Source organism: Paenibacillus macerans, from assembly GCF_900454495.1.
GTDB classification, from domain to species: domain Bacteria; phylum Bacillota; class Bacilli; order Paenibacillales; family Paenibacillaceae; genus Fontibacillus; species Fontibacillus macerans.
Map to the genome: position 1 here is coordinate 4098565 of NZ_UGSI01000001.1, position 25861 is coordinate 4124425.

Here is a 25861-nt window from a genome sequence, read left to right on the forward strand (position 1 = left end):
TCATTTGATCCATTTTTTTGGAGGTATTTGGAATCTGTTGGCGAAATATATAATCTAAGAACAAAATTGGAGGGATTGTGTATGCAGTTGTATAAATTGAAAATTGAAGGATATCGGAGACATACGGATTCTGAAGTGTTGTTTTCTGATGCTACATTTCTCATCGGTGAGAATAATGTAGGCAAAAGTTCTATACTCTCAGCACTTAACCTCCTCTTGAACGATGTTAAGAGAATCTCAGATGAAGAATTTTTCTCTTACATGGATGGAGACATAATGAGACGCGGAGCCGATAGAGTGGTACTAACTGCTGAATTCAGAAAGGTTCCAGAAGAAGCTAAGCAATGGATCGGATTCAAAGGAAGAGTATTAAAATATATTGATGATGATGGAAAAAACGAATTAAGGGTGATTTATAGAAAAACTTTTGCACCTGGTTCTGATTGCATTGTAGAATTACGTCAACAAATAAAGACGATAAAAACACAATTTTCAGAATGCACTACCATTAATCAATACATAGAAGCGGGTCTTGACCTAGCATCTATAGAAACAAAAATTTCTAAGATTGATCATGATAAGAAATTGACTAAACCAGAAAGAGCAATTATCGAGGAAGTTGACGAATTGTATGACTATAATGAAGATGCCGAAGAATGGTTTAGGAATCCAGGTGGAATCCCAGCAAATGTTTTAAGCAAGCTACCAAAATTTTTATTAATTCCTGCTCAAGATAAAACAGAAGAACTATCAGGTAACTCAGGTACATTAGTCTCCACTCTAGTTGAGTTATTTAATGATGTGAGAGATTCCTCAGAAAACTATAAACAAGCCCAACAATTTTTAAATAAACTTGCTGAGGAACTTGATCCAGCAAACACTCAAAGTGAATTCGGACAAATGATGACCGAATTAAACTTGGTCATGAAAGATGTTTTTCCAAACACTGGATTAAAGGCAGTTACAAGCCTTTCAGATGCAGATAAGGTTATTAAACCACAGTTCACCATCTCCATGTTTAGTAACATCACTACCTCTGTAAATTTGCAGGGTACTGGGATTATTCGTTCGGCTGTTTTTGCATTATTACGATATAGAAATTTACGTAACAATAGAAAAACAACTGGACAAGAACAGAGACCTCTAATAATCGGTTTTGAAGAACCTGAAATATACTTGCATCCAAATGCCGCAAAACAAATGAGGGACACTATATACGATCTAGCAGGAACTGATAAAAATCAGATTGTATGTACAACTCATTCTCCATATATGATTGATTTGAGCAAAAAGCCTTTGCAAGTATTAAATTGTCTATCGAGAACGGATGATGAGTTTGTGATTGATGGACGTAAAATTAAAGTTGAAAAGTTGTGGTGCAATGCATTTAATACCAGTGAAGAATTTTCAAAACTTCAAGGCAATGATAAAACATATGTAAAAATGCTATTGAAATTAGACGACCATATATCTAGGGTTTTCTTTTCAAAGCATGTACTACTAGTTGAAGGAGATACAGAAGATATTGTTCTTAGAGAAACAATAAGCAGACTCCCTGAAATAGTAAGAAAAGACATAGAAAGCAATTGGCAAATTGTTAAGGCAAGAGGAAAAGCAACGATAATTGCTCTTGTGAAATATTTAAGAGCTATGGGAATAAACCCGGTTGTCATTCATGATAAAGATGAGGGTAATGAACGTGCAGAAGTATTCAACGCCCCAATTCTTGAAGCTGTTGGTGACGAAAATAGAAGGATAATGCTAACAAACTGCATAGAGGATGTTCTTGGATACAGTGCTCCTTCTAACGAAAAACCGTATAAGGCATTTAATTATATCACAACCAATTGGACTAGCGAATGGGAATCTGTGTCTCCTATGTGGAAATTAATTATTAATGATATATTTAAAGAATCATTTAATTTGGATCGCGAGCATCAAGAAATTGATAATGTAAAAGTAGCAGCTTCGCAGTCAGATGTTAATGTTTAATCAAAACTTTCACTTTAAAATAGGTTCAACCTAATCATCAGTGCTTGACAGTCAAGCCGGCAACAGACCGTGGCCTGGGGCGGGACTCGCTATCCGGGGGCTTTGCACGATTATCCCGTTTTATCAGGTGACTTGGCTTCCTGAACCAAAGGGATAATCGTGCAAAGTGGTTTGGAGAGACAACACCACCCCCATCTCCGTCATCATTTATTTTGTCAAGCACTGATTTTGGTCTTGAGCCTTAAGAAATATTGCATTTAATAATAATAGGAAGCAATTTTGAACTCCACAAAACTAGTTTATTGTTAACCTAAACAATTTAAGCAGACTGTTTAAACCTTAAATGCAAGATATAGTTTGTGTAATAAAAACGTTAAACAAGAAAGGGGATATAATTTTGTATGTATCCCCTTCACTTTCGTTTATTATTTGCTTCCACACCTCGTAAAAAACAAATTACCGGTAATTACATTGGGTCAACCTGCGTTGGTGCGAAATTACACCAAATGCAAATGTGCAGTTCATTTCCGGTCGTAAGACACTTTTTTATCCAATAGCCCCAAATGAGATGCACTTTTGCATTTCAATCGCTCTAAAGCAGAAATCTGCGGAAATTCAAATGTACTTTTGCAGTTCATCCAAACCTGAAAAACGCCGAAGCTCCTTTGCCCCGGCGTTCCGTCTTGCTGACACATGTTATTATTCGTTCACGAATACCGTTTTCATTTTGGCGCTATACTGTACGTCCAGCCCCAAATCTTGCGCCAGTACGGTGAGTGGCACATAGGTCTTGTGCTCCCCGCCGGTGGTTTGCAAAAAAGCAGGCGACGCCGTCGTCGCCGGAGTCCCGTTTACCGTAATTTGCCCGGAACCGATCGGGATGACAGCCGTCCGGCTTCCGTAGACGACGCTGGCGGTTTGCGTCCGGGAATCCCATTTGCTCTGCGCTCCAATCGCCTCGGTAATGTCCTTGATCGCCACAAACGTCCGGCCATTTTTAAGCACCGGCGGATACGGCGTTTTCAGTTCCTTCCCTTTAACGACGACGGAAAATGGCGCCACGCCGGTTTTCGCCCCCGTTTCCCGGTAGCTTCCCCAAACGGCCTGCGCGAACACCTTGGCGATTTCCTCGTATCCCGCCTGATTCGGATGGATGTCGGATTCCGTGAAAATATGCGTCAATGACAACTCGCGGCCCGCGAACGCCGCAGCCACATGCGCGGTTTGAACAGGCTTCGTTCTGGCCGCAAACTCGGCGGCGATTCCGTCAACGATCGCGGTAAATTTCCCCGCCATGGCCGTAAGCTCGGCGTAGGCGTCAGCGCCGGCCAAGGGCGGAATCGGCTGGTACTGATCGGCGAGCACGATTTGCGCCGACGGATTAAGCTCCGTTAGGATGCCAAGCACCTCGCGGACATTTTCCCCATAGGCGTTCAGCACCCCGTCCGCCCCGGCGCGAAGCTCGTCCAACGTGACGTGCTGCACGTCCGGCAGCAGCCTAAGCAGATCGTTCCCGCCGATCGTAATCGTGATCAGATCCGCCTGCTCCAGCTGGCGTTTGGCCGCAGCCGTCCCCGCTGCCAACGCCGCCATCCGCGGATCCGCCAGCTTGGGCTGGATCGCGTCGGCCGCGACCGGCTCGCCTGCCCGGATCGCCGCTACATAGTTTTTGAGGCCTTCGCTGGTCAAACCAAGAATGCCGTAATTGACCGCTCGGGTCCGGCCATGGAACAGACCTTGCTCCCTGAGCCGTTCAACGAAACCGTACAGGACGCTGCTTGCGTTCACCCCCGGTTCGTACCCAGCGGTAATGGAATCGCCGAGCGCGACGATCAAGTAATCACCGTCCTGAACATGTGACTGCATTTGCACCTGCGTCTGCTCCTGCACTTGTGGATGCAACGGCTCCTGTATTTGTGTATGCGTCTGCTCTTGCACCTGTGCCACTTCCCCCTCTAGCGGCCGAGCCTGCATACGCCCCTGTTCCGCCTCGGCCATCGCGGCGCCGCCGCTGGTCAACAATAAAATAAGCGCCATAGCTCCCGTCGGCAATAATCGTTTCCAAAGTACTCTCCCAAGTCCATTCCCAATTCGAATTTGCACCATCCCACTCCACCCCTTGTCCCGCCGATTTGATAAACTAGTCTCGCCCGAAAACGTAACGGACCGTAATGACGTTATTCGCTCATTTCCCGGATATTTCCCAACTTAACGGACAGAGCAGACGCTATCGGGCTACAAATTAACGGATTGGGCTGATTTGAGCCAAATAAGGTCTGCTCGGTCCGTTACAATTTTTGCTTCCCTGTTTTTGAACAAATAACGCCTCTCAGGTCCCTTAGAATCTCCGCCGAACCTTCAACTTGTGTAATCCTTCTTGCGCAACTTAAACTTACTTTATCCGGGGTCGATCATTACAAAAAGCCTGGGACATTTGCCGCCCCAGGCTAAAGTTGCCTCTTGTGCCGACAGCTTCCCGCTTGCCGACCGTTTACCGCTTTCCGGCAGTTTAGAGAGCCCGATCACCGCTCGTATTTTTGCTCTCGCGCACTCATCTTCTCCCCGACGCCTTGCACAATGCCATGCACAGCAGGCCCTTAACGCATACAGCCGCCCTTCCATCAGCCGGGCGGAGCCGGCAGGGTTATTCCTTCTTTCCGTCGGCACGCTTGGCTTTTTTCAAATATTCGTCGTACCGTCCATCGAGTTCCTTGCCCATTTTCCGGTAGGCCAACGTTTCCTCTACAATCGGATCCAGCGTCGTCTGGACCCGGATCTCGTATCTCGGAGACAAGCGTCTCCGTTCTTCCTTTCGGCGCTCCTCTTCACTGCCGTATTCCCCTTCCGTCAGCATCTCGCTGAGCTCACGTTCCAACTCTTTATGATCGCTCATCCCTGGACACCCCTTCCGGTTAAATTGGCTTTATCGGTTGCCGCTACGGCCACTGATCACCAGTGCTGTTGTTCACTAGTGGTGTTGTTCACTAGTGCTGTTGTTTACCGGTACCACTGCTCCCAGCGCTACTATCTCAGCACTAAGCTCTCAGCACTACTGCTCCCGGCACTACTGCTCGCCACCCTGGCAAATCGGCCGAATGAGCCGGTAAGCTTTACATCCCCGTGGCGTCCGCGCTCTTCAAAACCCCCAGCAGTTCGTTGTGGATTTTGCCGTTGCTGGCTGCCAGGTGACGAACGCCGATGTCATAAGGGTTGCCTACGGTATCGGTGACTATTCCTCCCGATTCCGCGACGATCAGCGCCCCCGCGGCGACATCCCAGGCATTCAGCCCTACTTCATAATATCCGCTCAGCCGTCCGGCCGCGACATAGGCCAGATGCAGGGCGGCCGAGCCGGCGGCGCGCAGGCTGCGAACCTCGCCGGACAAGGCGTTCAAGCCGCGCATATTTGTCGGCAGCGCGAACTCCCGGTCGGGGTTGAAGCCAACCGCCACCACGCTGTCCGAAAGCACCGACTCCGCCGAGACCTTGCATTTTTGACCATGCATATAAGCGCCCTTGCCTTTTTCCGCCAAAAACAATTCGTCGCGCATCGGGTCGTAAATGACGCCGACGGTAACTTCCCCGCGATACGCAAGCGCGATCGATACGCAAAAAAACGGAAACCCGTGCACAAAATTGGTCGTGCCGTCGATCGGATCGACGATCCACAAATATTCCGCTTCGCTTGCCGCGGCGAGCGCGGCCGCCGAAGCCGCCGCCCCGGGAGCGACTCCTTCTTCGCCGAGAATGCTGTGATCCGGGAAGTGCGTCAAAATCAGTTTGCGGATCATCGCTTCGGCGCCCTTGTCCACATCCGTCACCAAATCGCGCGAAGAAAGCTTCGTGCCGAGCTCGCCGTAACCGCCGAGCTTGCTCTTGATCCATTCCCCCGCCTTGGATGCGCAGTTGATCGCCACGGCCGTCGGGCTTTTACTGCCCACCACATATGGTACTTTCGGATTTGATTCCAATGGTTTCACTCTACCTTCATCTTAAACTTGTAATGCTTCACCCGTAAATCTATACGTCCCGCAAAGGGCAAAGTTGCGTCCTTTTTCCCTTTTTCGCACCGTTTACGCATCAGGCGTGCAGGGCACGCCCGGGCCGCCCATATGCAAAAAGTTCGCATCCGGAGCGGGCCTCTTCAAGGCCCCGCCGGAAACGAACTTCTTCTTCATGAAATGCGGCGGTTTAAGCGCCGACGATATTGTAGCCGCCATCCACGAAAATAACTTCCCCGGTAATGCCCCGGGAGAGATGGCTGAGCAGGAACATCGCCGTATCGCCTACTTCCGCGGTTTCGGTCGTTTTGCGCAGCGGCGCCTTTTCCTCCACCTGCTTCAGGATGGAGTTGAAGTCGCTGATGCCCTTCGCCGCCAAAGTGCGGATCGGACCGGCGGAAATCGCGTTGACGCGGATGTTTTTCGGGCCGAGATCGTTCGCCAAATAGCGCACCGATGCCTCCAGCCCCGCTTTGGCCACGCCCATCACGTTGTAGTTGCGCATCACGCGCTCCGAACCCATGTACGTCATCGTCATGATGCTGCCGCCTTCGGTCATCAGCGGCGCAAGCCGCTGCGACACGGCCACGAGCGAGTACACGCTGATATCGTTGGCCAGGGCAAAGCCTTCGCGGGAGGTGTCCACAAAATCGCCGGCCAAATCTTCGGCTTTGGCAAACGCGATGCTGTGCACGAGCCCGTGCAGCACGCCGAACTCGCTGCGCAGCGCTTCCGCCAGCGTGTCGATCTCCGCGTCCACCGTTACGTTGCACGGCAGAATCAGCGAATTCGGAATCGTTTCGGCCAGCTTGCGCACGCGGCCTTCCACGCGTTCGCTTTCGTATGTAAACGCCAGGCGCGCGCCCTGCTCCGCAAGGCTTTGGGCGATCGCCCAAGCGATGCTGCGCTCGTTGGCAACCCCCATCACGATAATATTTTTACCTGCCAATAAATCACCCATCATGATCCTCCTCAATAAAGACACTTCATTTTGTACAACTTACCTTATTTGCCGGCTTTATTCAAGGGATGCGCCGCCGGAGCTTGTCCCATCTTTAAGGCCGAATCCGCACGGTAGCCCCGTCCAGCACCTCCACGCCTTCTCCGCTGTAATCTTTAAGCTCCTCCATCAGCGCGAACAAGGCGCCGTCCTTCAGTTTTGCTTCCAGCATGACGTCCACCCGCTCGGAGTAAGGCGCGATGCTGCGCAGAAAATCGAGCAGCGGCCCGGCGGCGACATGGTCGGCATGCCCGCGCGGGTCGCCGGCGCTTTTCGGGCTGGACGCGTGAATCTTCGGCGGCAGCGGGTCGTCCGCCGGAGAATCCGCCTGGGCGTACGGCGCAGACCACGCCATTACCCGCGGCCACAGCTCGGCCAGGGTCTCGCCGGCGTTGTTCACCCATTGGTGATGGATATCAAGCACCATCGGGACCCCAAGCGCTTCGCACAGCTCCAGCGTCTCGGGGGCATTAAACGTCTTGTCGTCGTTTTCCAACGTCAGCCGCCGCTTGATGCGGTCCGGCAGCGCCGCGACATTGGCCTGGAAGCGTTCGGCCGCCGCCGGCTTGTCCCCGTAAGCTCCGCCCACGTGGATGTTGTTTTTGGCCCGCGCGTTCAGCCCCATCGCTTCAAACATAGCGACATGGTATTCCAGATCGCGGATGGAGGATTCAAGCACTTCGGGCCGCGGCGTGCTGAACACCGTAAAATGATCGGGATGAAAAGACACCCGAAGCCCCTGTTCCTTTACGTAGTTCCCCACGGCGGCAAACGGTTCCCGCAGCGCTTCGTAAGGATTCCAGTCCGACAGCGCTTCATGCGTTGCCAGCGGAATCAGCTTCGAGGAGAAGCGGTAGACCCGGATGTCGCTCGCTACGTTATGCCGCAGAAGCCGCAGCGTATTGTGCAGATTTTCCGCGGCGATCCGCTCGAGGCGCCGGATGGCGGCGTCCCGGTCGGCCAGGCTTTGGAACGTTTTGAACGTCATCGTTTTCGACGGCGAAGCGTCCTTGATGACGGTCGACATGGCCACATAGCCAAAGCGCACGATCATGAAGCGGACGTTTCTCCGAAAAACATCTCGTAAGCCAGAGCGTCTGTACCTTGGACTCTTCTTCCGTCAGCTGGCGCACCAGCTCCAGCTCCACCGATGTAACTTCCTCTCCATTGAAATTGATTTCGGCGACGCAGGCGGTGATTTTGACGATGGCCACCGCCTTGTTGCCGGGCGTATAGGCGATCACCTTTTGCCCGGTCGGAAACACCCGCAGCCCCTGCTTCAGCATTTTGCCGCGGCCATATTCCAGCAGTTCATACAGTTCCTGCTCATTTTTGAATTTGCAGACGGAGTTGAATTCCGTTTGAAAACCCATCGGCTCACTTCCTTCCTTAGATTGGTTAAGGTTAAAGCGGTTGTTCAAAAAGTCATCTTTCCATGACGAAGCCGTTCATGAAGAGGGTTCGGCGTCGAATCTTGAATTCAGCCGGGCCTTCCGTTGCTCACGTAGGCTCACCTACGCTCCGCTACTCAGTCCCTAGCTTCATCCGACCTACAGTGTTTTGAAAAAACGCACATCGTAAGCATACGCTTCGGTCCTGAAAACCCGACTTTTTGAACTCGAACTTAAAGCACGCCGCTCTCGAACTCCAGGTTTTGCCGGGCTTCGTAGCGCTCAAGCGCCAGCCCGATCAAGCGGTCCAGCAGCGTTTCATAGGACACCCCCGTCTCACGCCACAGCAGCGGGTACATGCTGAACGGGGTAAAACCCGGCATCGTGTTGACTTCGTTGATCCATATCGCCTGATCCGCTTTCCGCACAAAAAAATCGGCGCGGCAAAGCCCGCTCCCCGAAATCGCTTTGAACGCCTTGACGGCCAGGTCCCGGATCCGTTCGGCCAATTCCGGGTCCAGCGGTGCCGGGATAAGCATTTGCGATTTGCCGTCCAAATATTTGGCCTGGTAATCGTAGTATTCACCGGAAGAGACGATTTCCCCCGGGACGGACGGCAAAGGTTCGTCATTGCCGAGCACCCCGACCTCCACCTCGCGGGCGTCGACGAACTCCTCGACGATCACCTTCACGTCATAACGAAGCGCGATCGCGATCGAATTCATCAACTCGTCCCGCGTTCTCGCTTTGGAAATGCCCACACTGGAGCCGAGATTGGCGGGCTTCACGAAGCATGGGTAGCCAAGCTTATCCTCGATGCCCTGGACCAGCGTATGGCTTGCCCGCTCCCATTCCGAAGCGGTGAAGTAGCAATACTTGCACTGCGCAAGGCCAGCTTCGGCGAACAGCTTTTTCATGATGACCTTATCCATCCCCGCGGCCGAAGCGAGCACGCCGGCCCCCACATAAGGCAGGTCGGCCATTTCGAACAGCCCCTGAATCGTCCCGTCCTCGCCGTTCGTCCCGTGCAGCAGCGGAAACGCTACGTCGATGGCCGACTCGCCGGTCGAGAGCTTTCCGAACAGCAGGCTCATCGCCGCCGCCGTATCGCCCGCGCCGCTTTCCAGCTTCAGCTCCTCGAGCGCCGAGAACGGAGCCGACAGCTTGCCGCCCACGCTCCATTTTCCCTGTTTGTCGATATAAAAAGGAAGCAACTCGTATTTATCGTAATTAAACGCCTGCGAAACGGCGAAGGCCGTCTGCAGCGATACTTCATGTTCTCCCGATTTGCCCCCGTAGATAAGCCCTACGGTCAATTTGTCCTGTCCCATGGGTAAACCTCTTTTCTTTTGTTATGCAACCTTCTTGGTGCTGAAAAGCCGACTTTTTAAACCCTCACTTTCAAAACCGGTCCGCGATATGAAAAAAACGATACACCGTATTTTCGCCCCAGGCGTAGGAATCCCGGTAGTCCCAATAGCGGTGTTTGCTTGGCGTCGTATGGGCGTTGACCAGCGGCATCCCGCCGGCGTCGAAGGCGGTGACGATCGTGCTGTGCTGGAACCTGCCGTTGCCGTCCCAGTCGTAGATGATCACATCCCCCAGCTCCAGCTGCTCCGGACGTTCGCGGATTTCGGCGCGCAGCCCGGCGTCGCTGCGGGCGAGATGGCCGTGCAGCGCATGCGCCACGGACCAGCTGTAACTCCAGGCTTCCCGTCCGCCGACGTAACCTTTGTACCACCAGCCCGATTCTCTTTTTCCAGTATAGTTTATTGGGGCTCCGCCTGCAAAGAGGCATTGCGAGATATAATTGGTGCAGTCGACTTCAAAAGCGGCGAATTCCGGGTTGAACCCGTCCCACCACCGATCGGCGTACAGCACCGCATCTTCGCGCCGGTAAGCAATCCCCCTTGGCGGGCTCCCCCCAAGCAGCTCGCGGTTTAAGAACGGGCGCGGCGCCGCCGGCCTGCGGCCTTCCCCGGCTTCGTCCGGCGCCGGAAAAGGCAGCGACGGATGGCGCTCCGGCACCGGCAGCTCCACGCGCGAGACGACCCAGCCCGCCCTGTCGCGCTGCAGCGTCAGCCGCTGCTTTTCGATCCGCTCCTCCTGGTGGCGCGCCCCGCCTTTTTCGTAATATATTTTTTTCAACAGCTGCAGATCGACTTCGAGCTCGCCTTCCCGTTTTTCGATTTCCCGCACCAGCTTGGCCCGCGTTTCACAGCGCAGCGGCGCCGCTCCCCGGCTGCGATACCACATGTCCAGCTTCCGTTTGCGCTCTCCGCGCCGCAGCAGGTAATCCAGGTCGGTTACGACCGTTCCTGCGCTCGGGGTCCGGTAATCCACTTCATCCTGGTTCTGTTCGTTCACATATATGGACAACGTTTTTCTCCATTCTTCCGCCACTGTTCACGCCTCCTTTTCCATTAGTTCCAAGTATATGAACGCCCGTACGGGAGTATGTTCCCCGAAGGCGGCCATGAAAGCCCATTCAACCGCGTCAATTCGGCAAAATCAGGCGGGAGCGGCCGCAAAAAGTTCTTTACTCTCCAGGTCAGGGACGGTATACTAAATGAAGCGGTTATTTTTGAAATTATGTTTCACCTAATGAAACAAGGAGGTACATTTATGTCAGCGAACGATTTTAACTCCGCAGCCCGTACGCTTGAAGTCGGCGGCAAAAGCTACCGTTACTTCAACCTGCAGTCCTTGGAAGAACAGGGACTCGGCAAAATTTCCAAACTGCCGTTTTCCATTAAAGTGTTGCTTGAAGCGGCTGTCCGCCAGTTTGACGGCAGAGCCATTACCCAGGAGCATGTGAAGCAAATCGCCGGCTGGAGCGAGGGCCGCGATGACAACAAAGAGATCCCTTTTATCCCCGCTCGCATCGTGTTGCAGGACTTTACCGGCGTTCCGGTCGTCGTCGACCTGGCCGCCATGCGCGACACCGTAAAGAAAGCCGGCGGCGATCCGAAACGGATCAACCCGCTCGTGCCGGTCGATCTCGTTATCGACCACTCCGTCATGGTCGACGCCTTCGGGTCGCCGGAAGCGCTCGAATACAACATGAAGGTTGAATTCGAACGCAACGAGGAGCGCTACCGCTTCCTGCGCTGGGCGCAGACGGCGTTCGACAACTTCCGCGCCGTGCCGCCGGCCACGGGGATCGTGCACCAGGTCAACCTGGAGTACCTGGCATCCGTAGCGGCGACCAAAACGGTGAACGGCGAAACGTTCGTCTTCCCGGATTCCCTCGTCGGCACGGACTCCCATACGACGATGATCAACGGCCTTGGCGTCGTCGGCTGGGGCGTCGGCGGGATCGAAGCGGAAGCCGGCATGCTCGGCCAGCCGCTGTATTTCGTGGCGCCGGAAGTCATCGGTTTTAAACTGACCGGCAGTCTGGCCGAAGGCGCAACGGCGACCGACCTTGCGCTGACGGTTACGCAGATGCTGCGCAAAAAAGGCGTCGTCGGCAAATTCGTCGAGTTCTACGGCCCGGGCCTGTCGAACATCAGCCTGGCCGACCGCGCTACCGTAGCGAATATGGCTCCGGAATACGGTGCGACGATCGGCTACTTCCCGGTAGACCAGGAAACGCTGTCCTACCTGCGCAGCACCGGACGCTCCGAGGAGCAAATCGCGCTCGTTGAAGATTATTACAAAGCGCAAGGCATGTTCCGCACGGACGACACGGAAGATCCGGTGTTCACCGACCTGATCGAGCTCGACCTCAGCACGGTCGTACCAAGCTTGGCCGGACCGAAACGCCCGCAGGACCGCATCGAATTGACGGCGATGAAGGAGAGCTTTAACAGCATCATCCGCACGCCGATCGATAAAGGCGGATACGGCCTCAGCGAGGACAAAATCGGGCAATCGGTGGCGGTCAAACATCCGGACGGTTCCACCAGCGAGCTGAAAACCGGCGCGGTCGTGATCGCGGCGATTACGAGCTGCACGAACACGTCAAACCCGAGCGTTATGGTGGGCGCCGGCCTGCTGGCGAAAAAAGCGGTCGAACGCGGCCTGAAAAAGCCGGGCTACGTGAAGAGCAGCTTGACGCCGGGCTCCCTCGTCGTAACCGAGTACCTGCAAAAAGCCGGCCTGATCGAGCCGCTCGAAGCGCTGGGCTTCCACGTCGCCGGTTACGGCTGCGCGACCTGCATCGGGAACTCCGGTCCGCTGCCGGAGGAAGTCAGCGCGGCGATCGCCGATAACGACATGACCGTGGCCGCGGTGCTGTCCGGCAACCGGAACTTCGAAGGCCGCGTGCACGCTCAGGTGAAAGCCAACTACCTGGCTTCCCCGCCGCTCGTCGTCGCTTACGCTTTGGCCGGCACGGTCAATATCGACCTGCAAAACGATCCGATCGGCTACGACGGGAACAACCAGCCGGTATATCTGAAGGATATCTGGCCGTCTTCGGCGGAAATCAAGGAAGCGATCGCCGCATCCTTAAGCCCGGATATGTTCCGCCGCAAATACGAGCATGTGTTTACGCAAAACGAGCGCTGGAACGCGATTCCGGTACCGCAAGGCGAACTGTACGAGTGGGATGAAAAATCGACGTACATCCAGAACCCGCCGTTCTTCGAGAAGATCGGCGAAGGCCTGTCCGATATCGCCGACATTCGCGGTGCGAGCGTACTGGCCCTGCTCGGCGATTCCGTGACGACCGACCATATTTCCCCGGCCGGCAACATTTCGCCAAGCAGCCCGGCGGGCAGCTATTTGAGCGAGCGCGGCGTCGAGCGCAAGGATTTCAACTCCTACGGCTCCCGCCGCGGCAACCACGAGGTGATGATGCGCGGCACGTTCGCCAACATCCGCATCCGCAACCAGGTAGCGCCGGGCACGGAAGGCGGCGTAACGAAATATTTGCCGGAGGGTGAAGTGATGTCGATCTACGACGCCTCGATGAAATACCAGGCGAACGGCCAGAACCTCGTCGTCATCGCCGGCAAAGAGTACGGCACCGGCAGCTCCCGCGACTGGGCGGCCAAAGGCACGTACCTGCTGGGCGTCAAAGCCGTCATTGCCGAAAGCTTCGAGCGGATTCACCGCAGCAACCTGGTCGGCATGGGCGTTCTGCCGCTGCAGTTCCAGGAAGGCACAAGCTGGAAAACGCTGGGTATCGACGGCACGGAAACGTTCGATATCGCCGGCCTTAGCAATGACGTGAAGCCAGGTCAGGAGTTGACCGTAACGGCGACCCGCCAGGACGGCAGCACGTTCCAGTTCCCGGTCATCGCCCGCCTCGACAGTATGGTCGACGTCGATTACTACCACAACGGCGGTATTTTGCAAACCGTGCTGCGGCAAATGATCGCGGCAGGCGTGTGATTTTTGCGGAAATCTCCGAGATAAAAGTTTGAATGATAAAGCGCGAGTGCGAAGGGCGGAACGCCCCTTGCAACTCGCGCTTTTGTTTTTTTAGATTATATATCGTTTAAGCTGCTTACGTAATAGTGAAACTCCGCCGTAATTGCGAATCCGGCCTTTTGATACAGGCTTAACGCGTTTTGATTTTGCGTGATCACGCTCAGACGAATGCGGGGCAGCTTTTTCCCAAGAAGCAGCCGCACGGTTTGCGAAAGAATTTCCCGCCCGAAGCCTTTTCCCTGACAGGCAGGAAGGACGCAGAAATCATGAATCACAGCCGTACCGTCCGGAATATGATTAACCCGGACTGGTCAAAATCTTTGCATAGCTGATCCAGCTCTTTATTTTCTCGGGGTACTTTGTGCGTCATCTGGCGATCCCCCTCATCTACGGAAGGAACCACGCGGTTTATGGACAAGCAGGGGTTATCCTCCCCGGTAAATTTGTCCGCTGTCTGTAAGCTGCCATAGCTACCGCCTCCACTTCATGCTAATTAGGACCATCATACCTTTTACAGGACGTTACGGGAATAGCAAGACCTGGCTCTTTCAATTTTTAGTTCCATGTGTTATATTATGACTATAACAGTTGTAACAAAGGAGATGCCTTACCCTTGATCATGAAATTGGATTTGCAGTCGGAGGTTCCCATTTATACACAGCTGGTGAACCAAATCATCGAAGGGATTGCCAGCCGCAAGCTGAAATTGGGCGAACCTCTCCCCTCGGTGCGCAGCCTGGCCTCCGATATCGGCGTCAACCTGCATACGGTCAACAAAGCCTATACCCTGCTGAAGCAGGAAGGTTACATTCAAATCCACCGCCAAAAAGGCGTCGTCGTCGATCCCGTCGGCATGCCGCCGGTTACCGCGGAGTTTCTGGAGAAGCAGGAGCGGGAAATGCGGCCGATTGTGGCGGAAGCCATTTGCCGGGGCATGAACAAGGAAGAGCTTCTGCAGATGCTGGAACGCATTCACCACGAAATTACCCAATCCGAAAGGAGCGAATAAAGATGCAATGGATGTCCGCTTTGATGCTGATCTTGATGTTTGTGCCGCTTTTGGCTTCACTCGCTTTTATGCCCTACTTAACGAGGGAAACGGTCAGCTTCGGGGTGTCCGTCAGCGAAGAGCAATATCGCAGCGAACCGTTGCGCCGGATGCGCAAGCAGTACGCCGTCCTCAGCTGCGCGATCTATACGGCCCTGCTTCTGTTTTGCATCGCCGGGATGCTAAGCGTGGAAGGAAACGGGCAAGGCGGAGTATTCGCCATATTTGTCACGGTTACGATCGTTGTTTCGATTTTGCTGAATATAAGCTTTTATTTCCGGATGAAAAAAATCCGTCCGACGCTTCCTTCCGTCCAGGCGCATAAAGCTCTGTTGGCGGTGGACACCGGATTTCACCGGCAAAAGCTGACTTTTTCCGGCAGATGGTTTCTGATTCATGTCCTGATCATAGCCGTAAGCGCCGCAATCATGCTCATGAACTACGAGGCCGTTCCCGATCCGGTCGCCATGAAGTTCGATTTCGCGGGCAATGTCGTCAGCAGCGCGGCCAAATCGTACCGCGTCGTCCTGTTTCCTAGCGTCATGCAGGCGATCATGACCCTGTTGTTCTGGTTCGTCAACTGGAGCATTCAAAAGAGCAAGCAGCAAATCCACGCCGGCAACCCCGAGCAATCGGTCCGGCAAAATGCGGCCTTTCGCCGCAGATGGTCGCTGTTTACGATTTTGTCGTCATTGGCGCTTGTATTCATGTTTTCGTTTATACAGGTTAATATGCTTCATCCGCTTGACACAAACATCGTCACGCTCGTCAGCCTGATTGTTCCGGTTTTTATCGTGTTGTTTGCGATGGTGCTGTCTGTTGCAACGGGCCAAGGCGGAAGCCGGCTGGGAAGATCGGCCGAAGCTTCGGCGGCCGCGCCGCTGAACGATGACCGCTATTGGAAGCTCGGAGCGTTTTATTTCAACCCGCAGGACCCTTCCGTTTTTGTGGAAAAACGATCCGGCATCGGCTGGACGCTCAACTTCGCAAACCCGGTCGGTTGGTTTGTGCTTGCCGGCATCGCCGCCGTGATTATCGGTTCCAGCCTGTTTTTCAAGAACTGACCGGCCAAATAAATGAATTAAGAGGTAAATCCCAAGGAGGAGACGATGATGAACAAACATCCCAAAAAAGTAAAACACGCCGTTGCCGCTACCCTGGCTTTAAGCCTCGCCGTGCCCACAGCATCCGCGTTGGCCGCCGAGCAAAGCAGCGCGGCGCTTGAACCGGTAAGAGAAACCGCAACTAAGCTTGGCGCCGAGGTATCGTGGGAACAAAGCACCCGCACGATAACCGTAACAAAAGGCAGCCATGTCCTGAAGCTTGAGGCCGGCTCGGACCGGGCGGTTCTGGATGGCGAAACCGTCGCCCTTAACCAGCCGGTCCGCCTCTCCGGCGGCCGGACGCTGGCCGACGCCGGTTTGATCGCCAAAGCGCTCACCGGCGATAACGGGCAAACGGAGGATGCGGCCGATTTGTTCCTCGAAGCATTGCAGGCCGGAGACGGGGCCAAAGCCGCCGAGTACGTAAGCGAAGCATCCGCCTATGCGCTGCCGGCCGCCCTGCTGGACCGGCTGTGGAGCAACTACGAGGCCATGTTCGGCAAAACAGCGGGCGAACCAGCCAAAAGCGAAAGCTTGAACACGGTGCACCGGAATGTAACGTACTCTTTCCAAAGCACCATCGTTCCGTTTCAAGTTACGCTGCGTCTGGATCAGAACGGGAAGATCGATGATTTATACATCGCCGCGGCCTCCGCTTCCGCTTATCAAAAGCCGGCTTACGACAATCCCGCGGCTTATAGCGAACGGGAAGTTACCATCGGAAGCGGCGCGATGGCGCTCCCCGGCACCTTAACCGTGCCTGCGGGAGAAGGCCCCTTCCCGGCGGTTGTGCTCGTCCACGGCTCCGGCCCGCACGACCGCGACGCCACGATTCTGGGGGCCAAGCCGTTCCGCGATCTGGCCGCCGGTCTCGCCGCCAAGGGCATCGCTGTACTGCGGTACGACAAAGTGACCTACGAGCATTCCTTCAAGGTGGCGGCCGATCCGAAATTTACGCTCAAGCAGGAAAGCGTTGACGACGCTTTGGAAGCGGTGAAACTGCTGCAAAACACGTCCGGCATCGATGACTCCCGCATTTTCGTCGCCGGCCACAGCCAGGGCGGCTACGCCATGCCGCTGATCAGCGCCGCCGCCCCGGATGGAGGCATCGCCGGAACGATTCTTCTGTCCGCTCCAAGCGGCAAATTCGCCAACGTGCTGGCCGAGCAGCAGGCCGAGCTGGTCCGCCGCGTCAAACAGCTAGGGCTTGATTCGACGCTGTACGAGCAGCAAGCCGCGATGTATACGTCGATCGCCGATATGGTCAACGACCCTGAATATACGGTTGACCATATGCCTGAACAATTCCCGCTGCAGCCTGCCTACTGGTGGTTCGAGCAGAAAAATTACGTGCCGGCCGAACTCGCCAAAACGCAAACCGGGCCGATGCTCGTGCTGCAGGGCGAAAACGACTGGCAGGTGACGATGAAGCAATTCGAGGGCTGGGAAACGGCGCTGAAAAACCGTGGGGACGTCGAGTTCAAGTCTTACCCCAAGGTGAACCATCTGCTCACCGAATATGACGGCCTGTCCACCGGGACCGAATACGGCAAGCCTTCCAATGTGTCCAAGGCCATCATCGACGATATTGCAAATTGGATTCATAGCGTGAAATAAAGCAAATAGGAATAGGCCGTCCCAAAACAGTCAAATTTACTGTCGGGACGGCCTTTGGGCTTTTGCCGCGTCTAGCTTATGGTCTGGCTTACCGGGCTGCGTTCTTGGCGTCGATCGAAACCTTCATTTGCAGCTCTTTCATGTATTCCTTTTTCTGCTCCTTGTCCGTTTTCTTATACACATACGGTTTTAAGGTTAGCGATTTCGGCGTTGTTTGAAACGGCTAGGTTTTCGAATCAAAATAGGGTATGCCGGAAATCTAACGGTTGCAGCAGCGGTTATTTTCCAAAAAAAGACCTCTTCAAAACTCTAACGTTTGTGATGGCCGTTATTTGCCTGATCTTAAGCGCAATTAGCCGATTTTCAGTGAAATAAGCGTGATGGCAACCGTTAGAATTCGAAATCAAGGTTCTTGGAACAAATAGCGCTTGTGGCAACCGTTAGAATAGTTGTGTGACTAGAAAATGTAACTTGTCGGATAAGACTTGATGCAACGCTAGTGGCGAAGTTATAGAAGGATAGCTGAATTTTCCGGAAATTTCCGGCATATCGCAACAAACGGGCGTTTCGTATGAAGATAGTTGCATTTTCTACATTTATCCGGAAGGTGGGCAGCGATAATTGCCATCTAATTGCAAACCATGCAGTTAAACAGGTCTAGCCGGAACCCCTCTCTGACTTCAGCAGCTTTAGTTGTACCTTTCGCAATTATTTTCCGCTCAACCGCAAATCCCGCCCATTTAAATGTACTTTTTGCACTTACTACTCCTATTTGCCATAGGTGCTGCCCCAACGGGCCAACGGGATCAGCCCTGGATCATCATTCCCATCTCCCGGGCCGCTTCAATCAGCACCGGGCCGTATTCTTCCAGCCGTTCCGGCGTCAGGCGGCTGACCGGCCCGGACACGGACAAGGCGGCGGCGATTTTGCCGCTCCGGTCGAAGATCGGCGCGGCGACGGCGGAAACCCCCGGCTCCCGTTCCTCATAGCTGGTGGCGTATCCGCGCTCGCGGACCTGCCGCAACTGGGACACATAAGCCGCCGGGTCCAGCCCTGCCGGCCAGTCGGGGCTGTCCAGGACCGCCCGCGTCACCGGCTCGTCGGAATAGGCGACAAGCACCTTGCTGGACGCCCCGACATACAGCGGCAACCGCGCCCCGACCTGGGCCACCCGCCGGATCGCCTGATTGCTCTGCACGGCCTGGATGCGCAGCCGGTCGTTGCCGTCGCGCAAATAGAGGCTGACCGTTTCCCCCAACCGGTCGCGCAGCCGCTCCATCAGTGGCAGCAGCAGAACGGCCGGATCGTCGTTATGCGACAAATGCGCCGACAGCTCCCATATTTTCAAGCCCAAGCGGTATTTCTCCGTCGCCGGATCGCGCACGACGAATCCACGCTCTTCCAGCGTGGTCATCAGACGGTGCACCGTGCTTTTATGTAAGCCGATCTCGCCGGCAATCTCCGTTAACCCCAAATCGCTTCCTTTCGTAAAACACATCAATATATCCAGCGCCCTTTCGACGGCGCGAACCGTTAGCTTCCGGTCTTCCATCCGGCATCCACTCTCCTTAGGATGTTTCACTATATGAAACTCGGTTACATAAATTATATGAAAGACCGTGGATTCCGTCAATGAACGGTAACGGTCCTGCCCATGCCCCGGTTTTCCATTGACTTTACGGCACCCCGGACTTACGATAAATTAAAGGGTGTCGCCTTATTTCGACATTATCTACGTAATTTGCTCGTATCGGCAGTATCAATATATTGGACTTATCCGTAAACTGCGGCTTTTTTCATCATATACTCTAATAAACGCAATTTTAAAGATTTTAAAGAAACAGGAGGGAAGCCTATGAGCCACACCGGCCGCAACGACCTTCCCATGCCTTCGGCGTTCCCTAACAACGATATTCCCGCAACCGCAAGCCGGCGCATCAGCATCAAGCATATTGCCGTGGCTTTGCTGTTGTCCATTTTGTTTTTCCTGATTTTCTGCTTTGTTTCTCTGCACGGATATATCGCCTGGGTGCTGTCCAATCCGACGGTGGCCCCGCTTTATTCCAATCCGAAGCTGGCCCAAAATCTGGATTACGAGAACATCACGTTTCCTGCCGCAGACGGGAGCCGAATGATGCAAGGGTGGTATATCCCCGCTGAAGATTCCGCCAAAACGATCGTTTTTAGCCACGGTTACGGCGCCAATCGCGAGGAATCTTGGATTCCGATGTACGAGTTGGCCAGTTTTGCCCACCGGCTGAATTTTAACGTCTTAATGTTCGACTACGGCTTCGCCGCCCAGAACAGCAAAGAAGTGGCCACCGGCGGCAAAAAAGAAGCCCAGCAACTGCTTGGCGCCATTGATTACGTGAAACAGCGCGGGGCGCGGGAAATCGTTGTCTGGGGGTTCTCGATGGGCGCCGGCACGGCGCTTCAGGCGGGACTAACGAGCGGCGATATCGACGGCATGATCCTCGACAGCACGTTTCTGCTTGAGCCGGACACGATGTACCACAACATCCGCCAGCAAATCGATCTGCCGCGGCATCCGTCGCTGGAAATCATCGGCATGCTGCTGCCGGTGCTGAACGGCACGAGCCTGCGGCAAATTCCGTACACGCAGGTCAAATCGGAGGACTACCCGTTCCCGACCTTGTTCATTCATGGGACGGAAGACGAGAAGGCGCCTTATCCGATCGCCGAGAAGCTGGCCGCCAATCAGACGAATCCCGATTCGGGCGTTTGGATTGTGGAAGGCTCGCATCATGAACTGATTTTTCGCGAACATCCCAAGGAATATTTGCGGAAAGTGTCGCTTTTCCTCAGCCGGATCAAAACCGCCGCTTCCGGCAGCGGCAGCGAAAGCGCCCTTACCGGGTCCGCAATCGAATAGCATAGGCCAAACCTCCCCGCGAATAAGCTGGTAGTAATGACTAAAGCAAGGGGAGGTTAACCGGATGCTGTTCGTTTACGGGCCTTATTTGCCTGTACGCATTTTGGAAGAAATCCGCTTCTGGAAGCAGCAGGAAGCGGAGCATACGGAAGTGATCAAAGCGATCATTCCCAATTTGGAGCACCACTACGTTAAGCTGCTGGACGAGTGGAAGAAGGTGTTTACCGCCACGGAGGCGGCGGCCGACCGGCTGCTTCAGCACGGTCTGACGTCCAAGGAAGCGGCCTCGAGCCCCCAGCTGATCAAGCAAACCGAGCGACTGCTCGGCGCCGCCTTTCAGCAGTCGAAGGAATTTATCCGCCAGCTGCACCATATTCTCGACCGGAGTGAGGCGGTCAAGGCCGTTCCGCTCGCCCCCGTCGTGCTGATGCACATTATCCGCGAATCGGAGTATTTCCTGGCCGTGCTGGAAAGGCTGAACCGCCCCGGAGAGATCGCGGGCTGTGTCGCCGGCGATCCGCCGGTGTACGACCCGTATCATCAAGGCGGGGGAACGCAGGCCTATGAGTCTTATCAGCAGCCCACCGGACCCGCTCCCTATGGGCCTTACCAGCAGCCTACCGGGCCAGCTCCTTTCGGGTCTTACCAGCAGCCTGACGATCCGCCGCCTTATGGGCCTTACCAGCAACCCGGCGGACCGGCCCCTTTCGGGCCTTACCAGCAGCCTGGCGGACCCGCTCCTTTCGGGCCTTACCAGCAACCCGGCGGACCTGCTCCTTTCGAGCCTTACCAACAGCCTACCGGACCGGCCCCTTTCGGGCCTTACCAGCAGCCTGGCGGACCCGCTCCTTTCGGGCCTTACCAGCAGCCTGGCGGACCCGCTCCTTTCGGGCCTTACCAGCAGCCTGGCGGACCCGCTCCTTTCGGGCCTTACCAGCAGCCTGGCGGACCCGCTCCCTTCGGGCCGGCGGCAGGCGGACAGCCGCCTTATTACGGGCCAACCGGCACGAGAGCGGAGGAGGCGGCCGAAGGACGAGCAGAAGAACCCGAGGAATCCTGGCCGCAGCACTCGCCGCATCAGCAGGCGATTTCACCGGAGGAGGCGAATTCCGGCTTCGAAACACCAACTGTTTCGAACACGGGGCTTGAAGCGGAATCGGCCGCGCCAGCCGAAAATCTGCCGAATGACAATGCGGCGGAAAGTTTGGCAGAAAGAAATGCCGATGAGGCAGCCGGCAACGAAAACCTGCGGTATGAAAACGACGCGCCTTCCGGTGCCTCCCGTATCCCCGAGCGTCCCGTCCCGATCGGCGGGCACACGCTTCCGCCCCTGCCCTACCCTTACAATGCCCTCGAGCCTTACATCGATGAGGCAACGATGCGCATCCATCACGACAAGCACCATAAAACCTACGTCGATGACTTGAACAAGGCGGAAAAAAAGCTCCAGGAGGCCCGCAAAAACGGAAACTTCGAGCTGGTCAAGCATTGGGAACGGGAACTCGCTTTTAACGGCGCCGGCCATTATCTTCACACCATCTTTTGGGAGATCATGAACCCGAAGGGCGGCGGAAGACCGGAGGGCGAACTGCTCCAGCAAATCACCCGCGATTTCGGCAGCTACGACGCTTTCCATCGGCAATTCTCCGAAGCGGCCGCCAAAGTGGAAGGCGGCGGCTGGGCGATCCTCGTCTGGAGTCCGCGCAGCCACCGGCTGCAAATTTTGACCGCGGAGAAGCACCAAAACCTGTCGCAATGGGACATCGTGCCCTTGCTTCCGCTCGACGTTTGGGAGCACGCTTACTATTTGAAGCATCAAAACGTGCGGGCCGACTACATCAAGGATTGGTGGAACGTCGTGTACTGGCCGGCCGTGGCGGAGCGCTACGAAGCCGCGAAAAAACTAAAATGGCAGCCGTATTAATACGGCTGCCATAATGCGGAAGACTCCCCCGCAGGCGCGCTCGGTAAACCCTCAACCTTTGTAACCGACGGAGCGCGGCTTTCCGTTATTCCTTGATCAAGGACAAAAACTCCGCTCGCGAAGCCGCGTCCTTGCGGAAGCTGCCGCGCACCGCGGACGTGACCGTTTTGCTGCCCGGCTTCTTAACGCCGCGCGCGCACATGCAGAGATGCTCGCCTTCCACAACGACCATTACGCCCTGCGGGTTCAATACTTCTTCCATAATGTCGGCGATCTGCGAGGTGATGCGCTCCTGCACCTGCAGGCGGCGGGTTACCGCCTCCACCAGGCGGGCCAGCTTGCTGAGCCCGGCGATTCGGCCGCTCGGAATGTAGCCGATATGCACTTTGCCGAAGAAAGGCGCCATATGATGCTCGCATTGACTGTAATAGACGATGTCCTTGACAATGACGAGCTCCTCATGGTTCTCTTCAAACGTTACCCCAAGCACGTCGCGGGGATCAACCTCATAACCGGCAAAAATCTCCTCGTACATCCGGGCAACCCGGGCGGGAGTATCGAGCAGCCCTTCCCGTTCGACGTTTTCCCCGATCAGCTTTAAGATTTCACGAACATGATGTTCGATTTTCTCGTGATTTTCTCCAACCTGCTTGTTTACGTAATCTTTAAGTCCAGCCATTTAAGCGCCTCCTCCTTTCAAAAAAAGCATGGCGATGACGCACCCGGCGCCGGTTATATGCTGACGCCGCGAATTGCGAACAGGCCACACTTTTTAAGACTCTTCATTCGAGCCGATGTTTATTTTTTCTTTCGCGGCCGCGCCCCTCCGGGAACCTGGCCCTGGTTTTTCATCATTTGCTGCGCGCGCTGCATCTGCTTGCTGTTCAGATTATAACCCATCTGTTTCGCCACTTTTTGCAGCATTTCCGGATCGTTTTGCATTTTTGTCATCTGCCGCCGCAAATAAAAAACACCGATCAGAAAACCGCCGACCAATCCGACGACAAGCGTAATAATTGGAATTACGATATCCATCATTCAGCCACCCCTGCATTAATATCCGTGCAGCCCCCCGTTTGGCTAACGCACTCCAAATATAATAGCATTCACCCTGCCGCGATTCAAGCCAGAACCGTTTCGATAAACAGCGTTGTTTCCGTTGCCAGATCCACTTCCTTCACGTCCAGTTCATCCCCGGCGCCGCGCGCGATGCGGATGACCGGGCGGCCCGGCAGGCCCCGGTGCTGGCTGACGACCACGCCGGTTTCCTTCGTCGACAACCTTACCGCCGTGCCGTTCGGGTACACGGATACGATGCGGGTGAACTCCACCAGCACGTCGTGATCCAACTCATGCTCCGAACAGGCCATCAGCTGCTCGCAGGCCTCGTGCGGCAACAGGCCGCGCTGCGATCCGCCTTCACCGCCGCCGCTGATCAGATTGTCGTACATATTCGCAACGGCGATAATGCGGGGAAACAGGTGAATTTCATCCCCTGCCAGGCCGCGGGGAATCCCGGTGCCGTTAAGGCGTTCATGATGCTGAAGCGCCGCATGGGCGATGAGCAGATTAAATTCGCGTTTTTGCTTCAGCATTTCATATCCCCGCCACGTGTGATGATGCTTCGGATCGTCCTCCGCCGCGCCTTCCGGCAGAGGAACGGATTTGCCGATATCGTGCAGCAGCGCTCCGATCGCCAGATCCTTTAACTGGGAATAGCCCAGTCCCATGTTCAGGCCGATCATGGACGAGATCAGGCAAACGTTAACCGCATGCAGATAAGCCGCGTTGTCCGCCGTGCGAATATCGGTCAGCTGCAGAAGCACTTCCTTGTTGTTCAGCACGTCCGTCAGCAATGAATCCACGCTGGAGTTGATCTTTTTCGTGCTCCATTCCTTCCCCGACCGGATCGCTTCCTGCGTTTCCACCATTTCGTGAAATACCGCCTGTTTGGTCGATTCGCTGATCACATCTTCGACTTCGACATCATCGTAATCGGCATCTTTGATGTACAGCATCGTAACGCCGATCCGCTTAAGCGTATTGATCATAAATACGGTCAGCTGAATCCCCGCCGACAATAGCACGGTGCCGTTTGCGGAATAAACCGTTTTTCCCAAGTATTGCCCTGGCTCGATATCTTCAATACTGATGAAACGCATCCTTCCATCCCCCTTGACGGCAATCGCTTCCCGTCATCGTTGTCAATCCGGTTTGCTTTCCTTCACCGTCGGGCGGCTTTCTCCAGGCGACGCTCCCCCTCGCAGCTTCCGGTCCGCCGCCTGGAGACGCTCAAGCACTTCCTCGTCCTGTTCGCTCTCCAGCGCCCGGCTCACCGCCTCCGCCGCCGCTTCTCCCCCGATCCGGGCGAGCGCCCAAGCGGCCGTGCCGCGCAGCACCGGACGAGGATCATGAAACAGTATATCTATTAATTTCGGCACGGAAGCGGTATCTTTGAAGTTGCCGAGCGCAATCACCGCATTCCGCTGGATCGGCTTCTTCCCTCTCCAGGCCGCCGCGCTGTCGCCGAAGCGCTCTTTAAATTCCCGGTTGCTGATATCGAGCAGCGGCAGGAGCAGCGGCTTGACCGTCTCCGGATCGGGCTGCAGCTCCGGCCGGTGGTTCCAGGACTTGCCCCTGTTTTTCGGACAAACGATCTGGCATGTGTCGCAGCCGTAAAGCCGGTTGCCGATTTTGAGCATGAACTCTTCTTCCACAAACCCTTTCGTTTGCGTCAAAAAGGAAATGCACCGCTGCGCGTTCAGCACGCCGGGCCCGACCAGCGCCCCGGTCGGACAGGCGTCGATACATTTCGTGCATTCGCCGCAATCCTCGGTGACCGGGGAATCCGGCGGAAAAGGAATGTTGGTAATCATCTCGCCAAGGTAAATCCACGATCCCCATTTAGGCGAGATGATCGCGCAGTTTTTCCCTTTGAAGCCGATTCCCGCCCGCTCCGCCACCGCACGGTCGACCAGCGCTCCGGTGTCCACCATGCTCTCGATCCGCGCTTCCGGAACCCGCTGGCGGATGAAATCCTCCAGCTTGGCCATCGCCTCGCGGAGCACCAGGTGGTAATCACGCCCCCAGGCCGATCTGGCCAATATCCCGCGCCGCTGCCCCGGCTCGGACTTCGGCGGGTTATCCATCTTGGACGGATACGCCACGGCGATCGAAACCAGGGAAGCCGGCTGTTCGAGAGACAGCTCGGGGTAAATGCGCTTATCGATATCCGGTTCCTCAAACCCGGATTCGTATCCTTTTTCACGCCGGTCCAGCAAAATGGCCTTCAGCGAAATAAAAGGGTCCGCGGAGGCAAAGCCGATATCGTCGATGCCGAGCGAAGCCGCGTTTTCCTTAATTTCGCGTTTCAAATCCGCCCACGCGCCGGCGTTTGCGGAAACGACGCTGCCGTCGTGTATTGTCTTTGCCACTCCCTTCCCCTCCTTGATGTGAATTTTACGGGCGACAAACGTTCCCCATCCCCCATATCGTTGTTGTTTTTCGAA

The 25861-nt window shown here is 55.0% G+C and carries 19 protein-coding genes and 2 pseudogenes; 7 read left to right on the forward strand and 14 right to left on the reverse strand.

Going from position 1 to position 25861, the window contains the following annotated elements:
• Positions 1-81 precede the first annotated feature (81 nt).
• Complete coding sequence (locus tag DYE26_RS18440) at positions 82-1992, forward strand: ATP-dependent nuclease (RefSeq protein WP_036626153.1); 1911 nt, start codon at positions 82-84, stop codon at positions 1990-1992.
• Positions 1993-2691: 699 nt separating this feature from the next.
• On the opposite strand, the gene DYE26_RS18445 is transcribed toward DYE26_RS18440, so the two are convergent.
• The 8 genes and pseudogenes from DYE26_RS18445 to DYE26_RS18480 form a co-directional block, all read right to left on the reverse strand.
• Positions 2692-4098, reverse strand: coding sequence for a stalk domain-containing protein (locus tag DYE26_RS18445; RefSeq protein ID WP_240534193.1), 1407 nt, complete (start codon positions 4096-4098; stop codon positions 2692-2694).
• Between the two features lie 538 nt (positions 4099-4636).
• Positions 4637-4885: a hypothetical protein gene (locus DYE26_RS18450; RefSeq protein ID WP_036626156.1), complete on the reverse strand. Its 249-nt coding sequence runs from the start codon at positions 4883-4885 to the stop codon at positions 4637-4639.
• Positions 4886-5102: 217 nt separating this feature from the next.
• Entirely contained in the window at positions 5103-5972 is an 870-nt protein-coding gene (locus tag DYE26_RS18455; RefSeq protein WP_051985707.1) for an inositol monophosphatase family protein, read from the reverse strand.
• A 211-nt stretch (positions 5973-6183) separates the two neighbouring features.
• Complete coding sequence (fabI, locus tag DYE26_RS18460) at positions 6184-6954, reverse strand: enoyl-ACP reductase FabI (RefSeq protein ID WP_036626160.1); 771 nt, start codon at positions 6952-6954, stop codon at positions 6184-6186.
• Positions 6955-7048: 94 nt separating this feature from the next.
• The gene (gene uvsE, locus DYE26_RS18465) at positions 7049-8047 is read right to left on the reverse strand and encodes a UV DNA damage repair endonuclease UvsE (protein WP_036626162.1); all 999 of its coding nucleotides are present in this window, start codon (positions 8045-8047) and stop codon (positions 7049-7051) included.
• A pseudogene (locus DYE26_RS18470) lies at positions 8044-8366 on the reverse strand (hypothetical protein). Before DYE26_RS18470 ends, uvsE begins: the two are co-directional and overlap by 4 nt.
• Positions 8367-8617: 251 nt before the next feature.
• Positions 8618-9715: a D-alanine--D-alanine ligase gene (locus DYE26_RS18475; RefSeq protein ID WP_036626167.1), complete on the reverse strand. Its 1098-nt coding sequence runs from the start codon at positions 9713-9715 to the stop codon at positions 8618-8620.
• Between the two features lie 70 nt (positions 9716-9785).
• The gene (locus tag DYE26_RS18480) at positions 9786-10787 is read right to left on the reverse strand and encodes an amidase domain-containing protein (protein ID WP_036626170.1); all 1002 of its coding nucleotides are present in this window, start codon (positions 10785-10787) and stop codon (positions 9786-9788) included.
• A gap of 222 nt (positions 10788-11009) precedes the next feature.
• Between DYE26_RS18480 and acnA the strand changes: the two genes are divergently transcribed.
• A complete protein-coding gene (gene acnA / locus DYE26_RS18485) occupies positions 11010-13727 on the forward strand; it encodes an aconitate hydratase AcnA (protein WP_036626173.1) in 2718 nt (905 codons plus the stop codon).
• Between the two features lie 95 nt (positions 13728-13822).
• Here the strand turns inward: acnA and DYE26_RS18490 are convergent, their stop codons facing one another.
• The gene (locus DYE26_RS18490; protein ID WP_082207937.1) at positions 13823-14059 is read right to left on the reverse strand and encodes a GNAT family N-acetyltransferase; all 237 of its coding nucleotides are present in this window, start codon (positions 14057-14059) and stop codon (positions 13823-13825) included.
• Positions 14060-14379: 320 nt separating this feature from the next.
• Here DYE26_RS18490 and DYE26_RS18495 point away from each other — a divergent pair, with 320 nt between their 5' ends.
• From DYE26_RS18495 to DYE26_RS18505, 3 genes are read left to right on the forward strand one after another with little or no spacing between them, the layout of a single operon-like run.
• Positions 14380-14775: a GntR family transcriptional regulator gene (locus tag DYE26_RS18495; protein WP_036626179.1), complete on the forward strand. Its 396-nt coding sequence runs from the start codon at positions 14380-14382 to the stop codon at positions 14773-14775.
• Positions 14776-14777: 2 nt separating this feature from the next.
• Positions 14778-15878, forward strand: a complete 1101-nt coding sequence (locus DYE26_RS18500) for a DUF1648 domain-containing protein (protein ID WP_036626182.1) — start codon at positions 14778-14780, stop codon at positions 15876-15878.
• A 48-nt stretch (positions 15879-15926) separates the two neighbouring features.
• Complete coding sequence (locus DYE26_RS18505; RefSeq protein WP_036626185.1) at positions 15927-17534, forward strand: alpha/beta hydrolase family protein; 1608 nt, start codon at positions 15927-15929, stop codon at positions 17532-17534.
• Between the two features lie 806 nt (positions 17535-18340).
• Here the strand turns inward: DYE26_RS18505 and DYE26_RS18510 are convergent.
• On the reverse strand, positions 18341-19087 hold the full coding sequence (locus DYE26_RS18510) for an IclR family transcriptional regulator (protein ID WP_036626188.1): 747 nt from the start codon (positions 19085-19087) through the stop codon (positions 18341-18343).
• A gap of 333 nt (positions 19088-19420) precedes the next feature.
• Between DYE26_RS18510 and DYE26_RS18515 the strand changes: the two genes are divergently transcribed.
• Both DYE26_RS18515 and DYE26_RS18520 read left to right on the forward strand, forming a co-directional pair.
• Complete coding sequence (locus tag DYE26_RS18515; RefSeq protein ID WP_082208107.1) at positions 19421-20428, forward strand: alpha/beta hydrolase; 1008 nt, start codon at positions 19421-19423, stop codon at positions 20426-20428.
• Positions 20429-20492: 64 nt separating this feature from the next.
• Complete coding sequence (locus tag DYE26_RS18520) at positions 20493-22352, forward strand: Fe-Mn family superoxide dismutase (RefSeq protein ID WP_115311245.1); 1860 nt, start codon at positions 20493-20495, stop codon at positions 22350-22352.
• 85 nt (positions 22353-22437) lie between these two features.
• Here the strand turns inward: DYE26_RS18520 and folE are convergent, their stop codons facing one another.
• From folE to queG, 4 genes and pseudogenes are all read right to left on the reverse strand, one after another.
• Complete coding sequence (folE, locus tag DYE26_RS18525; RefSeq protein ID WP_036626194.1) at positions 22438-23031, reverse strand: GTP cyclohydrolase I FolE; 594 nt, start codon at positions 23029-23031, stop codon at positions 22438-22440.
• A gap of 119 nt (positions 23032-23150) precedes the next feature.
• The gene (locus DYE26_RS18530; protein ID WP_036628819.1) at positions 23151-23387 is read right to left on the reverse strand and encodes a YneF family protein; all 237 of its coding nucleotides are present in this window, start codon (positions 23385-23387) and stop codon (positions 23151-23153) included.
• An 86-nt stretch (positions 23388-23473) separates the two neighbouring features.
• Positions 23474-24514, reverse strand: coding sequence for an HD-GYP domain-containing protein (locus tag DYE26_RS18535; protein WP_036626197.1), 1041 nt, complete (start codon positions 24512-24514; stop codon positions 23474-23476).
• A 102-nt stretch (positions 24515-24616) separates the two neighbouring features.
• Positions 24617-25774, reverse strand: a pseudogene (gene queG, locus DYE26_RS18540) (tRNA epoxyqueuosine(34) reductase QueG); the annotation flags it as partial.
• Positions 25775-25861: the final 87 nt, after the last annotated feature.

Excerpts from the sequence above, each read along its gene's own strand:
- DYE26_RS18440 (WP_036626153.1), top strand. The coding sequence starts at position 82 with ATGCAGTTGTATAAATTGAAAATTGAAGGATATCGGAGACATACGGAT.
- DYE26_RS18445 (WP_240534193.1), bottom strand. The coding sequence starts at position 4,098 with ATGGTGCAAATTCGAATTGGGAATGGACTTGGGAGAGTACTTTGGAAA.
- DYE26_RS18450 (WP_036626156.1), bottom strand. The coding sequence starts at position 4,885 with ATGAGCGATCATAAAGAGTTGGAACGTGAGCTCAGCGAGATGCTGACG.
- fabI (WP_036626160.1), bottom strand. The coding sequence starts at position 6,954 with ATGGGTGATTTATTGGCAGGTAAAAATATTATCGTGATGGGGGTTGCC.
- uvsE (WP_036626162.1), bottom strand. The coding sequence starts at position 8,047 with ATGATCGTGCGCTTTGGCTATGTGGCCATGTCGACCGTCATCAAGGAC.
- DYE26_RS18475 (WP_036626167.1), bottom strand. The coding sequence starts at position 9,715 with ATGGGACAGGACAAATTGACCGTAGGGCTTATCTACGGGGGCAAATCG.
- acnA (WP_036626173.1), top strand. The coding sequence starts at position 11,010 with ATGTCAGCGAACGATTTTAACTCCGCAGCCCGTACGCTTGAAGTCGGC.
- DYE26_RS18500 (WP_036626182.1), top strand. The coding sequence starts at position 14,778 with ATGCAATGGATGTCCGCTTTGATGCTGATCTTGATGTTTGTGCCGCTT.
- DYE26_RS18505 (WP_036626185.1), top strand. The coding sequence starts at position 15,927 with ATGAACAAACATCCCAAAAAAGTAAAACACGCCGTTGCCGCTACCCTG.
- DYE26_RS18510 (WP_036626188.1), bottom strand. The coding sequence starts at position 19,087 with ATGGAAGACCGGAAGCTAACGGTTCGCGCCGTCGAAAGGGCGCTGGAT.
- DYE26_RS18515 (WP_082208107.1), top strand. The coding sequence starts at position 19,421 with ATGCCTTCGGCGTTCCCTAACAACGATATTCCCGCAACCGCAAGCCGG.
- DYE26_RS18520 (WP_115311245.1), top strand. The coding sequence starts at position 20,493 with ATGCTGTTCGTTTACGGGCCTTATTTGCCTGTACGCATTTTGGAAGAA.
- folE (WP_036626194.1), bottom strand. The coding sequence starts at position 23,031 with ATGGCTGGACTTAAAGATTACGTAAACAAGCAGGTTGGAGAAAATCAC.
- DYE26_RS18530 (WP_036628819.1), bottom strand. The coding sequence starts at position 23,387 with ATGGATATCGTAATTCCAATTATTACGCTTGTCGTCGGATTGGTCGGC.
- DYE26_RS18535 (WP_036626197.1), bottom strand. The coding sequence starts at position 24,514 with ATGCGTTTCATCAGTATTGAAGATATCGAGCCAGGGCAATACTTGGGA.